The organism is Metabacillus sp. 22489, assembly GCF_052044855.1.
Taxonomy (GTDB): domain Bacteria; phylum Bacillota; class Bacilli; order Bacillales; family Bacillaceae; genus Metabacillus; species Metabacillus niabensis.
Genome location: NZ_JBQENT010000048.1, coordinates 22,304 through 42,203 on the forward strand (window position 1 = coordinate 22,304; position 19,900 = coordinate 42,203).

Annotated in this window: 19 protein-coding genes, 1 other RNA gene and 1 other annotated feature; of the genes, 16 read left to right on the forward strand and 4 right to left on the reverse strand. The window is 35.0% G+C overall.

Annotation, left to right across the window (positions count from 1 at the left end; translation table 11 throughout):
* Positions 1–35: 35 nt before the first annotated feature.
* Positions 36–1,805 carry an aspartate--tRNA ligase gene (gene aspS, locus ACTJJ9_RS21715; RefSeq protein ID WP_145583249.1) on the forward strand — a complete coding sequence of 590 codons (1,770 nt, stop codon included), beginning with the start codon at positions 36–38 and terminating at the stop codon, positions 1,803–1,805.
* A 109-nt stretch (positions 1,806–1,914) separates the two neighbouring features.
* Here aspS and ssrS read toward each other — a convergent pair.
* Positions 1,915–2,103, reverse strand: a non-coding RNA gene (gene ssrS, locus ACTJJ9_RS21720) — 6S RNA.
* Between the two features lie 250 nt (positions 2,104–2,353).
* Here ssrS and ACTJJ9_RS21725 point away from each other — a divergent pair.
* Positions 2,354–3,118, forward strand: a complete 765-nt coding sequence (locus ACTJJ9_RS21725) for a tRNA threonylcarbamoyladenosine dehydratase (RefSeq protein WP_095302933.1) — start codon at positions 2,354–2,356, stop codon at positions 3,116–3,118.
* A gap of 98 nt (positions 3,119–3,216) precedes the next feature.
* Here the strand turns inward: ACTJJ9_RS21725 and ACTJJ9_RS21730 are convergent, their stop codons facing one another.
* Positions 3,217–3,807, reverse strand: a complete 591-nt coding sequence (locus ACTJJ9_RS21730) for a hypothetical protein (RefSeq protein ID WP_145583251.1) — start codon at positions 3,805–3,807, stop codon at positions 3,217–3,219.
* A gap of 103 nt (positions 3,808–3,910) precedes the next feature.
* Positions 3,911–5,161: a replication-associated recombination protein A gene (locus tag ACTJJ9_RS21735; protein WP_145583267.1), complete on the reverse strand. Its 1,251-nt coding sequence runs from the start codon at positions 5,159–5,161 to the stop codon at positions 3,911–3,913.
* Positions 5,162–5,616: 455 nt separating this feature from the next.
* On the opposite strand from ACTJJ9_RS21735, the gene ACTJJ9_RS21740 reads away from it, so the two are divergent.
* The 6 genes from ACTJJ9_RS21740 (at position 5,617) to recD2 (ending at position 12,331) form a co-directional block, all read left to right on the forward strand.
* Entirely contained in the window at positions 5,617–6,300 is a 684-nt protein-coding gene (locus ACTJJ9_RS21740) for a YczE/YyaS/YitT family protein (protein WP_440768869.1), read from the forward strand.
* A 10-nt stretch (positions 6,301–6,310) separates the two neighbouring features.
* Positions 6,311–6,730, forward strand: a complete 420-nt coding sequence (gene cymR, locus ACTJJ9_RS21745; protein ID WP_095302930.1) for a cysteine metabolism transcriptional regulator CymR — start codon at positions 6,311–6,313, stop codon at positions 6,728–6,730.
* A gap of 108 nt (positions 6,731–6,838) precedes the next feature.
* Positions 6,839–7,984, forward strand: a complete 1,146-nt coding sequence (locus tag ACTJJ9_RS21750) for a cysteine desulfurase family protein (RefSeq protein WP_145583253.1) — start codon at positions 6,839–6,841, stop codon at positions 7,982–7,984.
* A 14-nt stretch (positions 7,985–7,998) separates the two neighbouring features.
* Positions 7,999–9,108: a tRNA 2-thiouridine(34) synthase MnmA gene (mnmA, locus tag ACTJJ9_RS21755; protein ID WP_095302928.1), complete on the forward strand. Its 1,110-nt coding sequence runs from the start codon at positions 7,999–8,001 to the stop codon at positions 9,106–9,108.
* Between the two features lie 108 nt (positions 9,109–9,216).
* Positions 9,217–9,876 carry a tetratricopeptide repeat protein gene (locus tag ACTJJ9_RS21760; protein ID WP_186324255.1) on the forward strand — a complete coding sequence of 220 codons (660 nt, stop codon included), beginning with the start codon at positions 9,217–9,219 and terminating at the stop codon, positions 9,874–9,876.
* A 94-nt stretch (positions 9,877–9,970) separates the two neighbouring features.
* Entirely contained in the window at positions 9,971–12,331 is a 2,361-nt protein-coding gene (gene recD2, locus ACTJJ9_RS21765) for an SF1B family DNA helicase RecD2 (protein WP_145583256.1), read from the forward strand.
* 198 nt (positions 12,332–12,529) lie between these two features.
* Here the strand turns inward: recD2 and ACTJJ9_RS21770 are convergent, their stop codons facing one another.
* The gene (locus ACTJJ9_RS21770; protein ID WP_145583258.1) at positions 12,530–13,003 is read right to left on the reverse strand and encodes a hypothetical protein; all 474 of its coding nucleotides are present in this window, start codon (positions 13,001–13,003) and stop codon (positions 12,530–12,532) included.
* A gap of 387 nt (positions 13,004–13,390) precedes the next feature.
* Here ACTJJ9_RS21770 and ACTJJ9_RS21775 point away from each other — a divergent pair, with 387 nt between their 5' ends.
* From ACTJJ9_RS21775 to ACTJJ9_RS21810, 8 genes are all read left to right on the forward strand, one after another.
* Complete coding sequence (locus tag ACTJJ9_RS21775; protein WP_145583260.1) at positions 13,391–13,864, forward strand: PRC-barrel domain-containing protein; 474 nt, start codon at positions 13,391–13,393, stop codon at positions 13,862–13,864.
* A gap of 18 nt (positions 13,865–13,882) precedes the next feature.
* Positions 13,883–14,074: a hypothetical protein gene (locus tag ACTJJ9_RS21780; protein WP_095302924.1), complete on the forward strand. Its 192-nt coding sequence runs from the start codon at positions 13,883–13,885 to the stop codon at positions 14,072–14,074.
* A gap of 13 nt (positions 14,075–14,087) precedes the next feature.
* Positions 14,088–14,219: a YrzQ family protein gene (locus ACTJJ9_RS21785; RefSeq protein ID WP_095302923.1), complete on the forward strand. Its 132-nt coding sequence runs from the start codon at positions 14,088–14,090 to the stop codon at positions 14,217–14,219.
* 139 nt (positions 14,220–14,358) lie between these two features.
* Complete coding sequence (locus ACTJJ9_RS21790) at positions 14,359–15,420, forward strand: AI-2E family transporter (protein WP_095302922.1); 1,062 nt, start codon at positions 14,359–14,361, stop codon at positions 15,418–15,420.
* A gap of 40 nt (positions 15,421–15,460) precedes the next feature.
* Positions 15,461–15,672, forward strand: a binding site (T-box leader).
* 156 nt (positions 15,673–15,828) lie between these two features.
* The gene (gene alaS / locus ACTJJ9_RS21795) at positions 15,829–18,468 is read left to right on the forward strand and encodes an alanine--tRNA ligase (RefSeq protein WP_145583263.1); all 2,640 of its coding nucleotides are present in this window, start codon (positions 15,829–15,831) and stop codon (positions 18,466–18,468) included.
* 83 nt (positions 18,469–18,551) lie between these two features.
* Positions 18,552–18,836 carry an IreB family regulatory phosphoprotein gene (locus ACTJJ9_RS21800; RefSeq protein WP_095302920.1) on the forward strand — a complete coding sequence of 95 codons (285 nt, stop codon included), beginning with the start codon at positions 18,552–18,554 and terminating at the stop codon, positions 18,834–18,836.
* Between the two features lie 105 nt (positions 18,837–18,941).
* A complete protein-coding gene (ruvX, locus tag ACTJJ9_RS21805) occupies positions 18,942–19,358 on the forward strand; it encodes a Holliday junction resolvase RuvX (RefSeq protein WP_095302919.1) in 417 nt (138 codons plus the stop codon).
* A gap of 108 nt (positions 19,359–19,466) precedes the next feature.
* The gene (locus tag ACTJJ9_RS21810; RefSeq protein ID WP_145583264.1) at positions 19,467–19,754 is read left to right on the forward strand and encodes a DUF1292 domain-containing protein; all 288 of its coding nucleotides are present in this window, start codon (positions 19,467–19,469) and stop codon (positions 19,752–19,754) included.
* The last annotated feature ends 146 nt before the right edge of the window (positions 19,755–19,900 follow it).

Genomic DNA, 19,900 nt, shown 5'->3' on the forward strand with positions numbered 1-19,900 from the left:
TCAATTATTTTATATATACAAAAGGAGAGGGTTATATGTTCGGTCGTACATATTACTGTGGTGAAGTACCAGAGTCTGCTATTGGTGAGAAGGTTGTATTAAAAGGATGGGTTGCGAAGCGTCGTGATTTAGGTGGGGTTATTTTTATTGATCTTCGTGATCGTTCGGGTGTTGTTCAAGTTGTTTTTAATCCAGAAATTTCTGAGGAAGCTTTAGCAATTGCAGAAAGAGTTCGTAGTGAATACGTTCTTGATATTACTGGTAAAGTTGTTGAACGTGATGAAGAAACTATTAATCCGAATATACCTACTGGTAAAATTGAGGTTCTTGTTGAAAGTGTAACAATCATTAACGCAGCGAAAAACCCACCATTTCTAATTGAAGATAAATCAGATGAAGTTTCAGAGGATGTTCGCTTAAAATATCGCTATTTAGATTTAAGAAGACCTGCATTGTTTAATACGATTAAAATGCGTCATGAAGTTACAAGATCTATGCGCAATTTTTTAGATGAGAATGGTTTTCTTGATATTGAAACACCAATCTTAACTAAAAGTACTCCAGAAGGTGCTCGTGATTATTTAGTTCCAAGCCGTGTGCATGAAGGTGAATTTTACGCATTGCCACAATCACCACAAATCTTTAAGCAACTCTTAATGGTTTCTGGATTTGATAAGTATTATCAAGTAGCGCGCTGCTTCCGTGATGAGGATTTACGTGCGGATAGACAACCTGAATTTACTCAAATTGATATTGAGGCTTCATTTATGAGTCAAGATGATATTATGACAATGACTGAACAAATGATGGCAAGAATCATGAGGGAAACAAAGGGCATTGAGGTTGAACTTCCATTCCAAAGAATGTCATATGAAGAAGCAATGGGACGATTCGGTTCAGATAAACCAGATACCCGCTTTGGATTAGAATTAGTTGATGTTGGTGAAATTGTAAAAGATAGTGGTCTAAAAGTATTTAGTACGGTTGTAGCAAATGGTGGTCAAGTGAAATCGATTAATGTTAAAGGTGCTGCTGATAGATATTCTCGAAAAGATATGGATGCATTAGCAGAATTTGTAGCTCCATATGGTGCTAAAGGGTTAGCTTGGTTAAAGGTTGAAGAGGATTGCTTAAAAGGACCAATTATTAAATTCTTTACAGAAGAAGAGCAAAACCAATTAGTAAAAACGATGGAAGCATCAGTCGGTGACTTACTTGTTTTTGTTGCTGATAAGAAAAAGGTTGTAGCCGATGCACTAGGAGCATTACGCTTAAAGCTTGGAAAAGAGCTTGAGTTGATTGATGAAACAAAATATAATTTCCTCTGGGTTGTAGACTGGCCATTATTAGAATATGATGAAGCGACAAAACGTTATTATGCTGCACATCATCCTTTCACAATGCCTGCTCGTGAGGATTTAGATTTATTCGAGACAGATCCAGCTAGCATGAAAGCACAGGCTTATGACATTGTTCTAAATGGATATGAATTAGGTGGCGGTTCAATCCGTATTTTCGAAAAAGATATCCAAGAAAAAATGTTTAAGCTATTAGGCTTTACACAGGAAGAAGCGTATGAACAATTTGGATTCTTACTTGATGCGTTTGAATACGGTACACCTCCACATGGTGGAATCGCGTTAGGCTTAGACAGACTTGTTATGTTATTAGCTGGTCGTTCAAATCTAAGAGATACAATTGCTTTCCCGAAAACAGCAAGTGCAAGTGATTTATTAACGAATGCACCAAGTGCTGTAAGTGAAGCACAGCTTGAAGAATTAAATTTAGAGCTTCGCGACCTTTAATGACAGAAAGACCTATTTCACATGATGGAATAGGTCTTTTTCAAGGTAAAAATAGTTTGAGTATTTACTATTGAATTCAAACAATATATATCCTGAGCTATAATAATAAAGAAGTCCCGAACGTGCCGTCGCCGTTTCCCTCGTTTTGAGCCCGCCCTTAGCAGGTGGATGCTTTATTCCGCGGTTTGTAAGTCCTCGTAATCCGAAATTAGAGGCGTTTACTTTCCGAGGAAACGCAAGCTCCCATAAAAAAAATGTTAGGTCAAAACTAGGTGTACAACGAACACATCAGGACTATGATTGCGCTTTCATATTTTATTTATGAACAAATAATATCATATTAAAAATGTGTTATCAAGTAGTAACAGGTATGTATGATGAGGTGATCATACTATATGTTTAATCATAATTGAAGTGTGAGTAGACAAACGTCAAATTAAACGGAAAGGACTTGCTTTTTCAACAATGTATGTTATATTCTTCTTCAGGTAAAAATACTGTCATTACTCGTATGGCGCAGAAATGAATGATAAATGGAGTGAGTTAGTTTGCTACATCAATTTTCTCGAAATGAATTAGCAATTGGTAAAGAAGGATTAGAAATTCTTAAAAAAAGTACGGTAGCTGTATTAGGTGTCGGCGGTGTTGGCTCTTTCTCTGCAGAGGCACTTGCGAGATCTGGAGTTGGAAGAATCGTTTTAGTTGATAAGGATGATGTTGATATTACGAATGTTAATCGACAAATTCATGCCTTGCTTTCAACTATTGGTAAACCAAAAGTTGATTTAATGGAAGCGCGTATAAAAGATATTAACCCTGAATGTGAAGTTATTTCATTAAAGATGTTTTATACTGAAGAAACTTATGAACAGTTCTTTGATTATAAATTGGATTATGTTATCGATGCCTCAGACACGATCGCATATAAAATTCATCTTATGAAAGAGTGTCTAAAGCGTAATATCCCGATTATTTCAAGTATGGGTGCGGCAAATAAAATGGATCCGACGCGATTTCAAGTAGCAGATATTTCGAAAACACATACTGATCCTATTGCAAAGGTTATTCGAACAAGATTACGAAAAGAAGGCATTAGAAAGGGTATTAAGGTTGTCTTTTCAGATGAAAGTCCGATCGTCATTCGTGAAGATATTCGAAAAGAGGTTGGAAATGATGCTGCATCAATAAGAAAAGCAAAAATGCCTCCATCCTCAAACGCTTTTGTTCCTTCCGTAGCTGGTTTAATTATGGGTGGGTACGTTATTTCTGATTTATTAAAGGATATTAAAATTGTTCGTGTAAAAGATGAATAGGAGAAATGGGGAGTAGCTGCAATTATTTTTAGATAGAAAGGTTCACCCGAATTTATTAATTTAATTGTAAAAAGAAGAGGCATGAGAATGCCTCTTCTTTAATGAAGTAATTTTTTATTTTCTAAAGAGTCATCATTAAGTTTGCTTGCCTGCTGAACAATTTTCATAAGTGTGTAATATTTTTCTTCATTTTGTCGCTTCTTTTTAACTAGTTCATTGTACTTCAATTTTAGGCGTTCATTTTTATTCTTAAGGAGTAGATTTTCAGCCTTTAATTTCTGATTTTTTTCTTTCATACTTTGGGAATTAGTTAAATATTCTATACAGTCTTCAATAGTAATATGTTGAATGTCTGGAAGGAATTGTTCCTCTAATTTTGTTTCTGTTAACTTCTTTTGATTATGATTCATTTCAGCAACTTGTAAAGTTTCTTCTTCCTTTATTAAATGACCAACTACATCATGAGTTTTCTCCATTTTATGTTGTTTTGCTTTTTTTATTTCCGTTTCATAATTTCTACGGATTACAGAGTTCCAACGATTACGACAGGCTGCTATCGATCTATTTAATTTTTCTCCTGCTTCAGCATATCCTGAAGCCAAAGTATCTCCGTCTTTTATAGATTTTAACATCGAGTTGGCAAGAATTGCATCTTCCTTTTCAGTCCAAAATCTTGGTTTGTTTATCACGATTCGACAGCTCGCCTCCTCTTTCATTTCAAGAAAGTCTAATGTTATCCTTTCCACAGAATCGTTTTAACTATGCAAACAATTTTACTTAAACGTACTAGCTCTACTTTTTTTGTTGATTCATAAGGTTTTCATAAATTTGACTTAAAGCTAATTCGAATTTGCCAGTCCTTTTTGGTTCGTAATAGACTTTATCCTTTAAATTATCAGGTAAATATTGTTGTTTTACCCATCCATTTTCAAAGTCATGTGGATAGAGATAATCGACGCCTCTTCCTAAAGATTTTGCCCCTTGATAATGAGCATCCTTTAAATGGAGAGGGATTTCTCCTGCTCTTCCTGAACGGATATCAGCTATTGCTCTATCTAATGCTTGGTAGGCACTATTAGATTTTGGAGAGAGACATAATTCAATGACAGCATTAGCGAGCGGAATTCTAGCTTCTGGAAATCCTAATCGCTCTGTTGCTTCAATTGCTGATAGTGTTCTAGGTCCAGCCTGAGGATTAGCAAGTCCAATATCTTCGTAGGCAATGACTAATAACCTGCGATTGATGCTAACAAGATCTCCGGCCTCGATCAATCTTCCTAAATAGTGAAGCGCGGCATTGACATCCGAACCTCTAATTGATTTTTGAAATGCTGAAAGAACATCATAATGAGCATCACCATCTTTATCATGAACAAAGCTCTTTTTTTGAAGACATTCTTCTGCTGTCGCAAGATCAATGATTTTTGTACCTTTCTCATTCTCATCAGTAGATATAATTGCTAATTCAAGAGCGTTTAAAGCCGAGCGCACATCGCCACCACAGCTTGTAGCAAAATGGTGAAGAGCCTCATCTATTAATTCAATTTTTTGCTTGCCAAATCCATTTTCCTCGTCTTGAAGTGCTCGAAGTAAAGCTTGTTTTAAATGTTCTTCATTAAGCGGATGTAGTTCAAAGATTTGACATCTACTGCGTATTGCAGGATTAATTGCATGGTATGGGTTACTTGTAGTTGCTCCAATTAAAATAATTTTTCCGTCTTCCAAATGAGGTAATAGGAAATCTTGTTTTGCTTTGTCAAGTCTATGGACCTCATCAAGGATGAGGATAACCTTTCCAGACATTTTTGCCTCTTCAACAACAATTTCCATATCTTTTTTATTATTAACTACTGCATTTAATTTTCGAAAAGCTGTGCCTGTACTTCCAGCAATCGCTGTGGCAATGGATGTTTTACCTATACCAGGTGGCCCATATAATATCATCGAAGATAAATGCTTTGCTTTAACCATTCTATAGATGATTTTTCCCTTTCCAACAAGATGTTCTTGTCCTATGATATCCTCTAGCTTTTTAGGCCGCATACGAAAGGCAAGTGGTTGCTTCAATGTAGAACACTCCAAACATATAATAAAAATGATAGTAGTTTTTTAAATGATGTGATTTTAATTAAGGCTGTTTTCGTAAACTTTGTTGCTTTTTCTTAGTTGTCGTGTTTGATTGATTTCCTAGTGCAGTACTGCTTTTATCGGGATGGGTGTCTACTTCCCTTCAAGGTGTATCGAACATACGTTGAAATCAACCTTTACAAAGCTGAGCTGAAAAACCATTACTTTAGATAAGTACCTAATTAAAAATTATAAAGTAATGGTTCTTGAGAAGTAAAACGATACTTCCCGAGCAAGTTAGTTGGTTTTAATGCCCTTTCCCTTAATAATATGCTATAATGGCTAATGTTCAAAGTATGGAAAGTAGATTTGTGAAATATAGGCTAGTGTTCTCCAGCAAGAATTTTTTCTTAGTATCGGGGGAGCTCAAATTGAAGAAAACCGATCATGTCATTCAACCGATAGTGACTTGGCTTATTTATTTTATCGGATTACTAATTATGGCATTGGGAATTGTGTTAACGATTAAGGCTAATTTAGGTGTCTCTGCTTGGGACGTCCTTCATATTGGGCTTTATTATCAATTTGGATTAACAATTGGCACATGGTCAATTATAACAGGATTATTTGTTCTGTCTGTTGCTTCATTATTAACAAAAAAAAGACCAAAGCTTGGTGCATTTGTGAATATGGTATCTGTTGGAATATTTATTGATTTGTACTTAATGGTACCTTTTCTGAAAACACCAGTATCAATTTTTGGGAAACTGATTATGCTTCTTATAGGAATAATTATTTTATGCTATGGAATGGGCTTATATATATCTGCAAAACGTGGTACTGGACCTAGAGATAGTTTAATGATTGCATTAGTAAATAAAACTGGAAAATCTATTACATTTATTAGAGGAACCATTGAAGTCATTGTGTTATTTTTTGGATGGTTGTTAGGTGGTCCGGTCTTTATTGGAACAATTATTGCTACTGTAACAATTGGTTATGTAGCAGGATTTATGATTCCTTACTGTGATAAATGGACAGCAGGTTTAATGCTAAAGCTTTCCAGTAATAATAGGAATTTTCATGACACAAGCTTTTTAGAAAGAAAATTATAGGGGTGCTAGTATGAAAATATCAACAAAAGGTCGATATGGTTTAACAATTATGATTGAGTTAGCAAAAAAACATGGAGAAGGTCCGACTTCCTTGAAAAGTATTGCTCAAGCACATAATCTATCTGAGCATTATTTAGAACAACTTATTGCTCCTTTGCGTAATGCGAGACTTGTTAAAAGTATTCGTGGGGCTTACGGTGGTTATATTTTAGGTGATGAACCGGCAAATATAACATCAGGGGATATAATTAGAGTATTGGAAGGTCCGATTAGCCCAGTTGAGGTGCTAGAGGATGAGGAACCGGCGAAAAGACAATTATGGATTAAAATACGAGATGCAGTAGTTGATGTTATTGATAATACAACTCTTGAAGATTTAGCTAGTTATACAGAAGGCGGAGAACAAGAGCCATATATGTTCTATATTTAATCAAAAGCAAAATACTTGTTAAGAAATTAACAAATAACTAAAATAAATGGGAAGCTTGACTATTTATTATTAGTGCATCCTGATTAAAAGAAAGGAGGAGTTGCTCAGGTGAAAAGAATTTATCTGGATCATGCTGCAACATCCCCGCTTCATCCAGAAGTAGCAGAAAAAATGCTCCCAATTATGTTAGAACACTTCGGCAATCCTTCAAGTATCCATTCATTTGGCAGAGATGCCCGCCGTATACTCGATGAATCTAGAAGAAATCTCGCATTGAAAATTGGTGCAACATCATCTGAAATCATCTTTACAAGTGGTGGTACAGAGGCAGATAACCTTGCGATTATTGGAACTGCATTAGCTCATTCCAATAAAGGAAATCATATTATAACAACTGAAATTGAGCATCATGCGGTTTTACGTGCTTGCGAATACCTAGAAAGTATAGGGTATGATGTTACTTATTTACCAGTTAATGATCAAGGAATCATATCTGTTGATGATGTTAAAAAGCATTTAACTGATCAAACAATCCTTGTCACAATAATGTATGGAAACAATGAAGTAGGTGCAATACAACCAATAAAAGAAATCTCCAAGTTATTAGAGTCTCATCAAGCATTTTTCCATACTGATGCAGTTCAAGCATTTGGAATTGAACCAATAAATGTAAAAGAACTAGGTGTAGATTTATTATCTGTTTCAGCACATAAAATTAATGGCCCAAAAGGTGTTGGTTTTCTTTATGCGAAATCAGGTATTAAATTAAAACCGACTTTATATGGCGGTGAGCAAGAATTAAAACGAAGAGCGGGTACAGAGAACGTACCAGGTATTTACGGCTTTAGTCTTGCTGCTGAACTTAGTTTGAAAAATCTTGAACAAAAAAGGGAAGTCTTCCTTTCATATAAAAAAGAAATGATATCGGTTTTCGATGAATATCAGCTCGAGTATGAAGTAAACGGTTTGCTAAATGGTTTACCACACGTATTCAATGTGTACTTTCCGAAGACGCATATTGAATCATTACTTGTTAATCTAGATTTAGCAGGTATTGCTGCATCAAGCGGTTCTGCATGTACTGCAGGGTCTGTTGATCCGTCACATGTATTAGTTTCAATGTTCGGAAAAGAGTCTGATCGAATAACGTCATCAATCCGCTTTAGTTTCGGCTATGGGACTAAAATGGAGGAAATTAACTATGCTGCACATGAGATTGCAAAAATTGTGAAAAGAACAGCAAAAAGCAAATAAATGGGGGTGAAAACATGAAAAAAGATCCAAAAGATATAAGAGTAGTAGTTGGTATGTCAGGAGGAGTAGATTCCTCTGTTGCAGCATTAAGGCTTAAACAGCAAGGGTATGACGTAATTGGTATTTTCATGAAAAACTGGGATGATACGGATGAAAATGGAGTATGCACAGCTACAGAAGATTACAATGATGTGATTGAGGTTTGTAACCAAATTGGTATTCCATATTATGCAGTTAACTTTGAGAAACAATACTGGGAAAAAGTATTTACGTATTTTCTAGATGAATATAAAGCAGGTCGGACTCCAAATCCAGATGTAATGTGTAATAAAGAAATTAAGTTTAAAGCATTTTTAGAGCATGCAATGTCCCTTGGAGCAGATTATTTAGCAACAGGTCATTATGCACGAGTTGAATACCGTGATGGTGAGTACAAAATGTTGCGTGGAATTGATAATAATAAAGATCAAACGTATTTTCTAAATCAATTGGGACAAGAACAATTATCAAAAGTTATGTTTCCAATAGGAGATATTGAAAAGCCAAAAGTACGGGAAATGGCAAAAGAAGCTAATTTGGCTACCGCAACGAAAAAAGATAGTACGGGAATATGCTTTATCGGCGAAAGAAACTTTAAGGAATTTCTAAGTGGTTATTTACCAGCACAACCTGGACTCATGCAAACACTAGACGGAGAAGTTAAAGGAAAGCATGATGGCTTAATGTATTATACAATTGGACAACGACATGGTCTTGGAATTGGCGGAAGTGGAGACCCATGGTTTGCTGTTGGAAAAGATTTAGAGAAAAATGTGTTATATGTTGCTCAGGGATTTGATAATGAACTATTATATTCAGACTCAATTATTGCAACAAATGTGAGCTGGGTTTCAGATAAGCCTGTTTCTGAATTAACATGTACTGCAAAATTCCGTTACCGTCAGGAAGACAATGAAGTTACAGTGAAAATGTTAGATGAGACAACAGCGAAAGTGATTTTTAAAAAACCTATCCGTGCAGTGACCCCTGGACAAGCTGTCGTGTTTTATGATGGTGAAGTATGTCTTGGCGGTGGCACGATCGACGATGTTTTTAAAAATGGTGAAAAGCTATGGTATGTATAAGAAAAGTAAGATAGTATAGAGATTGGGGTTGACACATTTGTTTGAGTCAGCCCCTTTTACCTGTTAACTATTATTTCATACATATAAAGAATGGAAAGAAGGGATAACGTGGAGCAAGCACAAAAAGGGATCGAAGCAATGCAGAAGGGGAATTTTGAGGAAGCGGCAACGATTTTTTCAAAAGAAATTGAGGAAAATCCAAACAATCCGATAAATTATATTAATTTTGGCAACTTACTTTCTGCAGTGAATGATTTTGAGAGAGCTTTAAAATTTTTTGAAAGAGCTATAGAAATTGATAAAAACGTCGCTACTGCTTATTATGGAGCAGGAAATGTCTTTTACAATCAAGAACAATATGATAAGGCGAAAGACATGTTTGAAAAAGCACTAAAAAAAGGATTGGATCATGCTGATTTATTTTTTATGTTAGGGATGTGTATGGTCAATATTGGCCAAATAAGACTTGCTTTACCATATTTTCAACGATCTGTTGAATTGAATGAGGAAGATAGTGATGCAAGGTTTCAATATGGTTTATGTTTAGCTCAATTGGATTTAGTTGATGAAGCAATTGTTCAATTCGAGAAGGTTATTAACATAAATGAGGAACATGCAGATGCTTTTTATAATCTAGGAGTTGCATATGCATTTAAAGAAAATAGTGTAAAAGCAAAAGAGATGCTAAAGAAAGCATTGGAAATTCAATCTGACCATATACTTGCAAGTCATGCTTTAAAAATAATCAATGAAAATGAAAAAGACTGATAAGAGAAAAATTATGAAGTTCATCATGTTAATTTGTTTTCTTAAAGAGGAATGTTAAGCCTACAAGTCTATAGGGTTTGAAAGGAGTGAGATCATGCAGGAAAGTGCAGATTTATTCGGTGAAAACAAACAATATATTAAAGGACTCGTTAAGGTTGTCATTTTTCATAATGAACAAAACTTATATTCCGTATTAAAAGTTAGAATTCATGAGTCAAGTGAACCGTTAGAAGAGAAAGAAATCACCGTGACGGGCTACTTTCCACTCCTGCATGAGGATGAAACATATACCTTTTTTGGTGCCTTTACAAATCATCCTAAGTTTGGCCTTCAATTTCAAACAGAACATTTTCGAAAGGAAATTCCTCAAACAAAAGATGGGATTATTCAATATTTATCAAGTGACCTGTTTAAGGGAATAGGAAAAAAAACAGCAGAAGCAATAGTAGAAAAACTAGGGGATTCCGCGATATCAAAAATACTTGAGAACCCATCAGTTCTTGAAGATATTCCGAAAATAAATCGGGAAAAGGCGAAGCAACTTGCTGAATCACTTATTGCCCATCAAGGACTAGAGCGTACCATGATTGCATTGAATCAATTTGGCTTTGGTCCACAGCTTGCAATGAAGATTTATCAGGCATATCAGGATAATACATTAACTGTTATTCAAGAAAATCCATATCAATTAGTTCAGGATGTTGAAGGAATTGGATTTTTACGTGCAGATGAGCTCGGTAATCAGTTAGGGATTTCAGGGGAAGACCCGGAACGAATAAAAGCAGCTTGTCTTTATAATGTAGAATACATGTGTCTTCAAGAAGGACATGTTTATTTAACTATTGAACAATTAATTCATAAAACAAAGGAATTATTAAATCAATCAAAGCAAGCACCTATCCAGGAGACAGAGATATCTACACAAATTATCGCTTTAGGAAATGAGAAGAAAATCATAATTGAAGACGAAAGAGCATATGTTCCTTCGCTTTTTTATGCTGAACAAGGAGTCGCAAAAAATATTAAAAGAATTCTTGCACAGGATGAATATTCCAATCTTTTTCCAGAGTCAGAGTTTCTTCTTTCTCTAGGAGCGCTTGAAGAAAGAATGAAAGTACAATACGCACCAACACAGAAGGATGCGATTCAAAAGGCATTAATGTCACCGATGCTATTGTTAACTGGCGGTCCAGGAACAGGTAAAACTACAGTTATAAAAGGGATTGTTGAGATATATTCTGATTTACATGGATGTTCTCTTGATCTAAATGATTATAAAAAGGAAGAACCATTTCCAATCGTACTTGTTGCACCTACAGGTCGTGCAGCAAAGCGAATGAGTGAGGCAACAGGAATGCCAGCTGTGACGATTCATCGATTATTGAAATGGAATGGAGCCGATGGATTTGAGCATGATGAGGATAATCCAATTGGGGGCAAATTATTAATTGTTGACGAGGTATCAATGGTTGATATTTGGATAGCAAATCAGCTATTTAAAGCATTACCTGATAACATTCAAGTAATCATGGTTGGCGATGAGGACCAGCTACCTTCTGTTGGACCAGGACAAGTGTTAAGGGACTTATTAGCATCACAAATGATTCCTACTGTACGTCTTACCGACATTTATCGCCAAGCAGAAGGCTCTTCAATAATTGAGCTGGCTCATGAAATAAAAAAAGGTACTTTACCAGCTAATATCGCTGCTCCAACTTCTGATCGTTCATTTATCCAATGTTCTCAAGCGCAAATGAAGGAAGTAATAGAGAAGGTCATTAAAAGTGCAATAAGAAAAGGATATACAGCTAAAGATATTCAAGTGTTAGCCCCAATGTATCGAGGTCCTGCTGGGATTGACCAATTAAATTTGCTGCTTCAAGATATATTTAATCCGATGGAACCAGGGAAAAGGGAGTTAAAGTATGGAGACGTCGTTTATCGAAATGGAGATAAAGTTCTTCAACTAGTCAACCAGCCTGAAAGCAATGTTTTCAATGGTGATATTGGGGAAATTGTCGCGATTTTTTATGCGAAGGAAAACACTGAAAAAGAAGATATGATTGTTATTTCTTTTGATGGAAATGAAGTCACATATACAAAACAGGATTTTAACCAATTTACTCATGCCTTTTGTTGTTCAATTCATAAATCACAAGGAAGTGAATTCCCTATTGTCGTCCTTCCGATTGTTAAGGGATATTTTCGAATGTTACGACGTAACTTAATTTACACAGCGATAACAAGAAGTAAGCGGTCATTAGTATTATGCGGTGAAAAGGAAGCATTACAATGGGGAATAAAAAATAATGATAGTTCTGACAGACAGACAAGTCTTCGGTTGAAATTAACGGGAAATATTGATGAGGATGAATTACAGAAGGAATTACCTTTTCCAATTTCAGATGCAAATATTGGCATGGAAAACGTTACACCGTATGACTTTATGGATTAGCCCTTTATTTATACATTAAATTTTTTACGATTAGAAGTGTAATCCGATGTTAAGTAAAATTAGAAAGATTTAATAAGGCGAATAATAACAAGTATAATGGAGTATAGTAAAACTAATTTAAATTAGGAAAAACTAATGTGAAAATATTAAAAATGTGTAGTTGATTTACACATCAACTACACATTTTATAAAATGCATTTATTGATACATGTTTGAACTTCCTGATTGACTTTGATTTTGTTGTTGCTGGCTTTGCAATTGTTGTTGAGATTGATTAATTTGTTGAGCGATTTGGTTTAACATATTAACCGATTGTAATGATTGTTCTACATTATTTAGCATTTGTGCAGCTTGGTGGATTGATTGTTGTAATTGTTGAAATGTTTTCTGCTGTTGTTGTTGTGCTTGTGTACTAAATTGTTGCATCTGGCTTAAAAGTTCATTTGATTGTTGTTGATTCTGTCCCGCTGATGTCATAGAAGTTTGTTGTCCATTTACATTTAATTTATCTAGGGCATTTTGTATAGTTTGTAACTGACTTTTCAATGGTGCAAGCTCTTCACCAATTTCTTCTTCTACTTTAGCAGAAGCAACTTTTTCAATTTTAGCATTTTCTGCATCTTTTGATTTAATATTCTTTTTTATAACTTCCAATTCTGTTTCTTTTACCATATCTAGATTCCTCCTTGAAATATACTGTTATCGTCGAGTTAAGAGTTGCAATTGGTATATGGTTGCTACTAGTGAATCACCAGTAGACAAATATATTGTCTTCTTAGTTTGTGTAATTTATTTATAGCTTATATTTCCATTTTCTTTTTAGGTAGTGCGAAGAAGTTTTGGATAAATTGGTATTTAATAATGAAATTATATTAGTGCCGAATAGATCCTTTTATTGGATATGTAAGACAATTAACATAAAAAGGACAAAAAGTTAAAGACCATTGTTAAGAATAGCCTAAAAAAGTATCAAGTGGAAAAATCAATGGAAAACCTTACACTGTATCACTTTTTCGACTAGGACATAACCTATGAATGTTCGGAAAGGTGGAGATGACTTTGCGGACATTCTCGAACTTAAAAGGAATGCCGGTTTATTGTAACAAAAGTGCATTTCTTTTAGGACATGTTACCGATTTATATTTATCCTCCAAGGGGCAAGTATTCGGACTAATCATGGAAGGGAAAGGACTACTCAATCGAGATCGGTTTATCCCGATTGAGGCGATACATGCACTAGGTGAAAATGGTGTAATGGTTGAGGATCGTGATAAGTTACTCCCACTCCAAACAGTTAAAACAAATGAGGAATATATTCCATATGATCATCTTCATTTTAAATCGGTTTTGACTAAAGAAGGAGAAAAGCTCGGTTTATTAGAGGATGTATATATTTCTGAAGAAATGGAAACAATTGAGGCATATGAATTGACGGACGGATTTTTTGCTGACCTCACAGAAGGAAAAAAAGTTGTAAAAGCTTCTGGTGAACCACTTGCGATAAGCAAAGATGCGATCGTCATCGACTTTTGATTAAATGAGGTGTCCCAGTTGTTTTCGTGTCCGAATTGTAAAAGCAAAGACCTTGGAAAAATCGGTGTAAATCAATACTATTGTTGGAGTTGTTTTATAGAGCTTTCCATTGCGAAAGGTAAAATTTCAACTCATCAAGTTGAAGAGGATGGAACATTAAGCTCATTGGATGATTTGTTTTCTGATGATGAACGATCAATAAGCATGTAAAGGAGAGATTTGCATGAATCGTACGATAACTTCATTAGTGTCTGTTGGATTAGGTGCAGCAGCTTATTATTTTGCTCGTAATTCGAATTTGACATCAAATCGTTCAATGAAAAAAATGCGTAATCGCGTAATGAAAATGTTTTAAGTAACAAAAGAAAAATTAGATAAGTATATTAGAGCTGACAAATTGTCAGCTCTTTACGTTATATATATTGTTATGCATAGCTGCCATTATGAATAAAAACTTCACTTCCTCCCAAAATAAGGGGGAGGAGGAGAGAGCGATGCGAGACCGACAAATTAAATGGTTATTAACTATTTCTATCCTTTTGTTAAGTTTTTTAACGGTTTTTATCTTTTTTAAGATACATTATATATGGAATCCTCTCTTTCTTATGGTAAAGGCAATTTTAGTCCCTTTCTTCATAAGTGGATTTATTACATATTTGCTTCATCCAATCATTGAAAAACTGCATCGGACTGGAGTACCAAGATCACTTTCTATTTTAATTATCTATTTTTTGTTTTTTGGATTAATAGGATATGGATTTTATCGCGGGATTCCTCTCCTCATAACACAGCTAAGAGATTTGTCTGAGAATTTCCCGGAAATTTCATTAATTTACACAGAGTGGATAAATTCGATTCATGCACAAACGGATAATTGGCCAGATGGTATACATGATAAAATTGATGGAATGCTTCAGCAAACAGAAGAATGGTTAGTGTTGACAATTGAAAAGGTAATGAATGGAATAAAAAATCTTGTTGATTATGTTTTACTTCTCGCAATCATTCCATTTTTAGTGTTTTATATGTTAAAGGATTACGAGCAACTAAAACGAGCAGCTTGGTATTTAACCCCTCGTAAGTTACGAAAGCCTGCGATAAAATTTTTAAGGGATATTGACGATTCCCTAGGTGACTATATTAGAGGACAATTGCTTGTTTGTTTTATAATCGGAACAATTGCATTTTTATCATTATGGTTTTTTAATGTAAAATATCCACTGATTTTAGGACTTGTTATTGGAACAACGAATATTATTCCTTATTTCGGTCCAATAATTGGTGCAGTTCCAGCACTAATTATTGCAGCAACAATGTCATCCAAAACAATCATCGTTGTGATTATTATCATTTTGTCTTTACAATTTCTTGAAGGAAATATCCTCGGTCCGTTAATTGTAGGTAGGAGCTTACATATGCATCCTATCGTAATAATGCTCGCATTATTAGCTGGTGGAGAAATTGGGGGTGTACTTGGAATGATGGTTGCAGTTCCTGTTGTAGTTGTTTTAAGAGTTATGGTTGTGCACTTAGTTCAAATGAGGAGGAACCATTGACATTTACTATGTGCTTGTCTATAATTCACGATAGAATAATGACAAATCAATGATGGAACAAGTATGTTGTATCACTTTTATAGAGAGGAATTTCCTTGGCTGGAAGAAATTCTAAAGTAAGGACAACAGAAAGCTACTCCTAAGTACAGAGAAAAACTGTCGTTTCATCCTCGTTACGGATTAATAAAGGTGATGGATTTTATTTAAAATCTGTAATCAGGGTGGTACCGCGAGCTTACTCTCGTCCCTGTGGAAAGAGGATTTCTTTACACAGTGGCGGGAGTTTATTATTTTTAGGAAATTCTCTGAAAATCATTTAAGCTTGTATTCAAATTTTACATATACATACGAGTTTAACTAGAGAAATCTTTTATTACGATTGCCTATTATTTATTAAGGAGGATATATATGAAAAAATTACAATCGTCAGAAGTTCGTCAAATGTTTTTGGATTTCTTTAAGGAGAAGGGACATGCAGTTGAACCTAGTGCTTCACTAGTCCCACATGAGGATCCTACTTTACTTTGGATTAATAGTGGTGTAGCAACATTAAAGAAGTATTTTGATGGACGGGTTATTCCAGCAAATCCAAGAATTTGTAATGCACAAAAATCCATTCGTACAAATGATATTGAAAATGTAGGAAAAACAGCAAGACATCATACTTTTTTTGAAATGCTAGGTAACTTTTCAATTGGAGACTATTTTAAAGTTGAAGCCATTGAATGGGCATGGGAGTTTTTAACAAGTGAAAAATGGATTGGATTTGATGCCGATAAGTTATCTGTAACAATCCATCCTGAAGATCAGGAAGCATTTGAATTATGGCATAAAAAAATCGGAATACCAGAAGAAAGAATTATTCGCTTAGAGGGAAATTTTTGGGATATTGGTGAAGGACCTAGTGGACCAAACACAGAAATTTTCTATGATCGTGGCGAAGAATATGGAAATGATCCAGAAGATCCTGAATTATATCCTGGCGGAGAAAACGATCGTTATTTAGAGGTATGGAACCTAGTTTTCTCTCAATTTAATCATAATCCCGATGGTACATACACACCTTTACCGAAGAAAAACATCGATACAGGAATGGGACTAGAGCGTATGGTTTCAATCATTCAAAATGTTGAAACAAATTTTGATACAGATTTATTCATCCCAATTATTCGCGCCACTGAACAAATTTCAAATGAAAAATACGGTGAAGATAAAGAAAAGGATGTTTCGTTTAAAGTTATCGCAGACCATGTGCGTACTGTTAGCTTTGCAATTAGTGATGGCGCCCTTCCGTCGAATGAAGGACGAGGATATGTACTAAGAAGACTACTGAGAAGAGCTGTACGTTTTGCGAAAAAGATTAATATTAATCGTCCGTTTATGAATGAACTTGTCCCAGTTGTTGCTGAGATTATGGTTGACTTTTACCCAGAAGTAAAAGCAAAAACGGATTTCATTCAAAAAGTAATTAAAAACGAGGAAGAGCGCTTTCATGAAACATTAAATGAAGGTTTGACAATTTTAAGTCAAGTAATAAAGGAACAAAAAGCTAAAGGTAGCGACATAATACCTGGTGAAGATGTGTTCCGCTTGTATGATACTTATGGTTTTCCAGTTGAATTAACTGAGGAATACGCAGAAGAAGAAGACATGAAAATCGACCACGATGGATTTGAACAAGAGATGGAAGGGCAGCGGGAACGTGCACGTGCAGCAATTCAAAAAGTCGACTCAATGCAAGTTCAAGGTGGCGTCCTTGGTGAAATAAAGGTAGAGAGTGAATTTGTAGGATATAATCAATTAGCTGTCGAAAATGCTTCTGTTTTAGTAATCGTTAAGGATGGAGAGACAATTACCGAAGCTAAACAAGGTGACGAGGTTCAATTAATTCTTGACAAAACTCCATTTTATGCTGAAAGTGGTGGACAAATTGCTGATGTCGGAACAATGGGGAATGAGCAAGTCGAATTAAAGGTAAAGGATGTACAAAAAGCACCAAACGGACAAAATCTGCATAACGTCATTATTGAAAGCGGGTCTCTTAAACAAAATGATGTTGTACACGCGATTGTCTCAGAAGAAAATCGAAGTGGAATCGTAAAAAATCATACTGCAACCCACTTATTACATCAGGCGTTGAAGGATGTTTTAGGTAATCATGTTAATCAAGCTGGATCATTGGTAACGTCAGAAAGACTGCGTTTTGATTTCTCTCATTTTGGACAGGTAAGCCAAGATGAATTAACGCAAATAGAACAAATCGTGAATGAACAAATTTGGAAGAGCATTGCAGTAAACATTGATTATAAATCATTAACAGAGGCCAAGGAAATGGGAGCTATGGCACTCTTTGGTGAAAAATATGGAGATATTGTCCGTGTTGTCCAAGTTGGTGATTACAGCCTTGAATTATGTGGTGGTTGCCATGTCGATAATACAGCAACAATTGGTTTGTTTAAAATTGTATCTGAAACAGGGATTGGTGCAGGAACTAGACGAATTGAAGCTGTAACTGGAAAATCTGCATACCAACTAATAAACGGTCAATTAGAAAAGCTACAAGATGCGGCGCAATTATTAAAAACAAATCCAAAAGATATCGTCACTAGAATTGAAGGTCTATTATCTGATTATCGTGAACTTCAACGTGAGAAGGAATCATTAACAGCAAAACTAGGCAATCTTGAAGCGAATAGTATTGTTGATAAAGCTACGACAATTAATGGAGTTACGGTTCTTTCAACAATTGTTAATGCAAAAGATATGAATAGTTTACGTGGGATGATGGATGATTTAAAATCGAAATTACAATCAGCGATCGTTGTATTAGGTGCAACTGAGGATGGGAAAGTAAATCTTGTTGCTGGGGTGACGAAGGATTTAGTTGATAAAGGCTATCATGCAGGGAAATTAATTAAAGAAGTCGCAGAAAAATGTGGAGGAAAAGGCGGCGGTCGTCCAGAAATGGCTCAAGCTGGGGCAAAAAATCCAGAAAAATTAGCAGAAGCACTGAAGTATGTCGAAGAATGGGTTCAATCCGTTTTATAATTATAAAAAGTAGTGTAAAATGTAGGTAAGATTGGACAAAGTAGGTAGATTCCTATGTTGAATCTAAGAAAGAGGTGCAAATGATGAGTTCATTTGATAAAACGATGAAATTTAATTTCTCTGATGATTCGGTCGAAACAAATGTAAATGAAGTGCTTTATACCGTTTACGACGCTTTACAGGAAAAAGGTTATAATCCAATTAATCAAATCGTAGGCTACTTGCTTTCTGGTGATCCTGCATATATTCCTCGCCATCGTGATGCTAGAAATTTAATTCGTAAGCTAGAAAGAGATGAATTAATTGAGGAATTAGTTAAATCTTATTTACAAAATCAAAATGGATTAAATTCAAAGCATGCTAAATAATAATAGATGATCGCCAAATTTGGCGAGTAGGTGAAGAGGCTGTTAAAATTATTATTGATTTTCGCGTTTTGATTTACACCTATTTTTTGAATTGAAAGGATAGTCATGAGGATATTAGGATTGGACTTAGGATCAAAGACACTTGGGGTAGCTATTAGCGATGAACTCGGATGGACTGCACAAGGGGTTGAAACGATTAAAATAAATGAAGAAAGCCGAGACTATAATATGGGGCGGCTTTCTGAAATTGTTAAAGAATACGGCGTTGAGAAAGTGGTTCTTGGAATGCCTAAAAATATGAATGGTACAATTGGACCAAGAGCAGAAGCTAGTCAACAATTTGCTCAAATTTTACAAAAAAAGTTTGATTTGCCCGTTATTTTATGGGATGAAAGACTTACTACAATGGCGGCTGAGAGGATGTTAATTTCGGCAGATGTTAGTCGTAAAAAGCGGAAGCAAGTCATTGATAAAATGGCGGCAGTTATGATTTTACAAAGTTATTTGGATAGTTTAAACTAAAGCCCTGCTATAAAAGAAGTTAGACTTTTCTTTCGAATGAAATGCAAAAATGATTAGAAATCGTCTGATAATAAAGTAGCGGTTAAACTAATAATGAGGTGACCATTAATGGAACATGGAGAAAAACAAATTACAGTAATTGATGAAAATGGAAATGAACAATTATGTGAAGTATTGTTTACGTTTGAGTCAGAAGAATTTAAAAAATCATATGTCTTATATTATCCAGTTGGTGCGGATGAGGATGATAGCGAAGAAATTGAGATTCATGCATCAAGCTTTAATCCACATAAAGATGGAGAAGATGGAGATCTAGAACCAATTGAAACAGAAGAGGAATGGGATTTAATTGAAGAAATGTTAAATACTTTCCTTGATGAAGAAGAGGAAGAATAATAATGAAAAAAGTAGTCGGCCTTATGGGAGGCCACTGAAAAACTTACGTTTTTTAATTTTATTTCAAGATCGTAAACGAAAAAGGCGACTATCCGTTCATTTTTTGGACGGATAGTCGCCTTTCTTTATAGACTTTTTCACTTTAT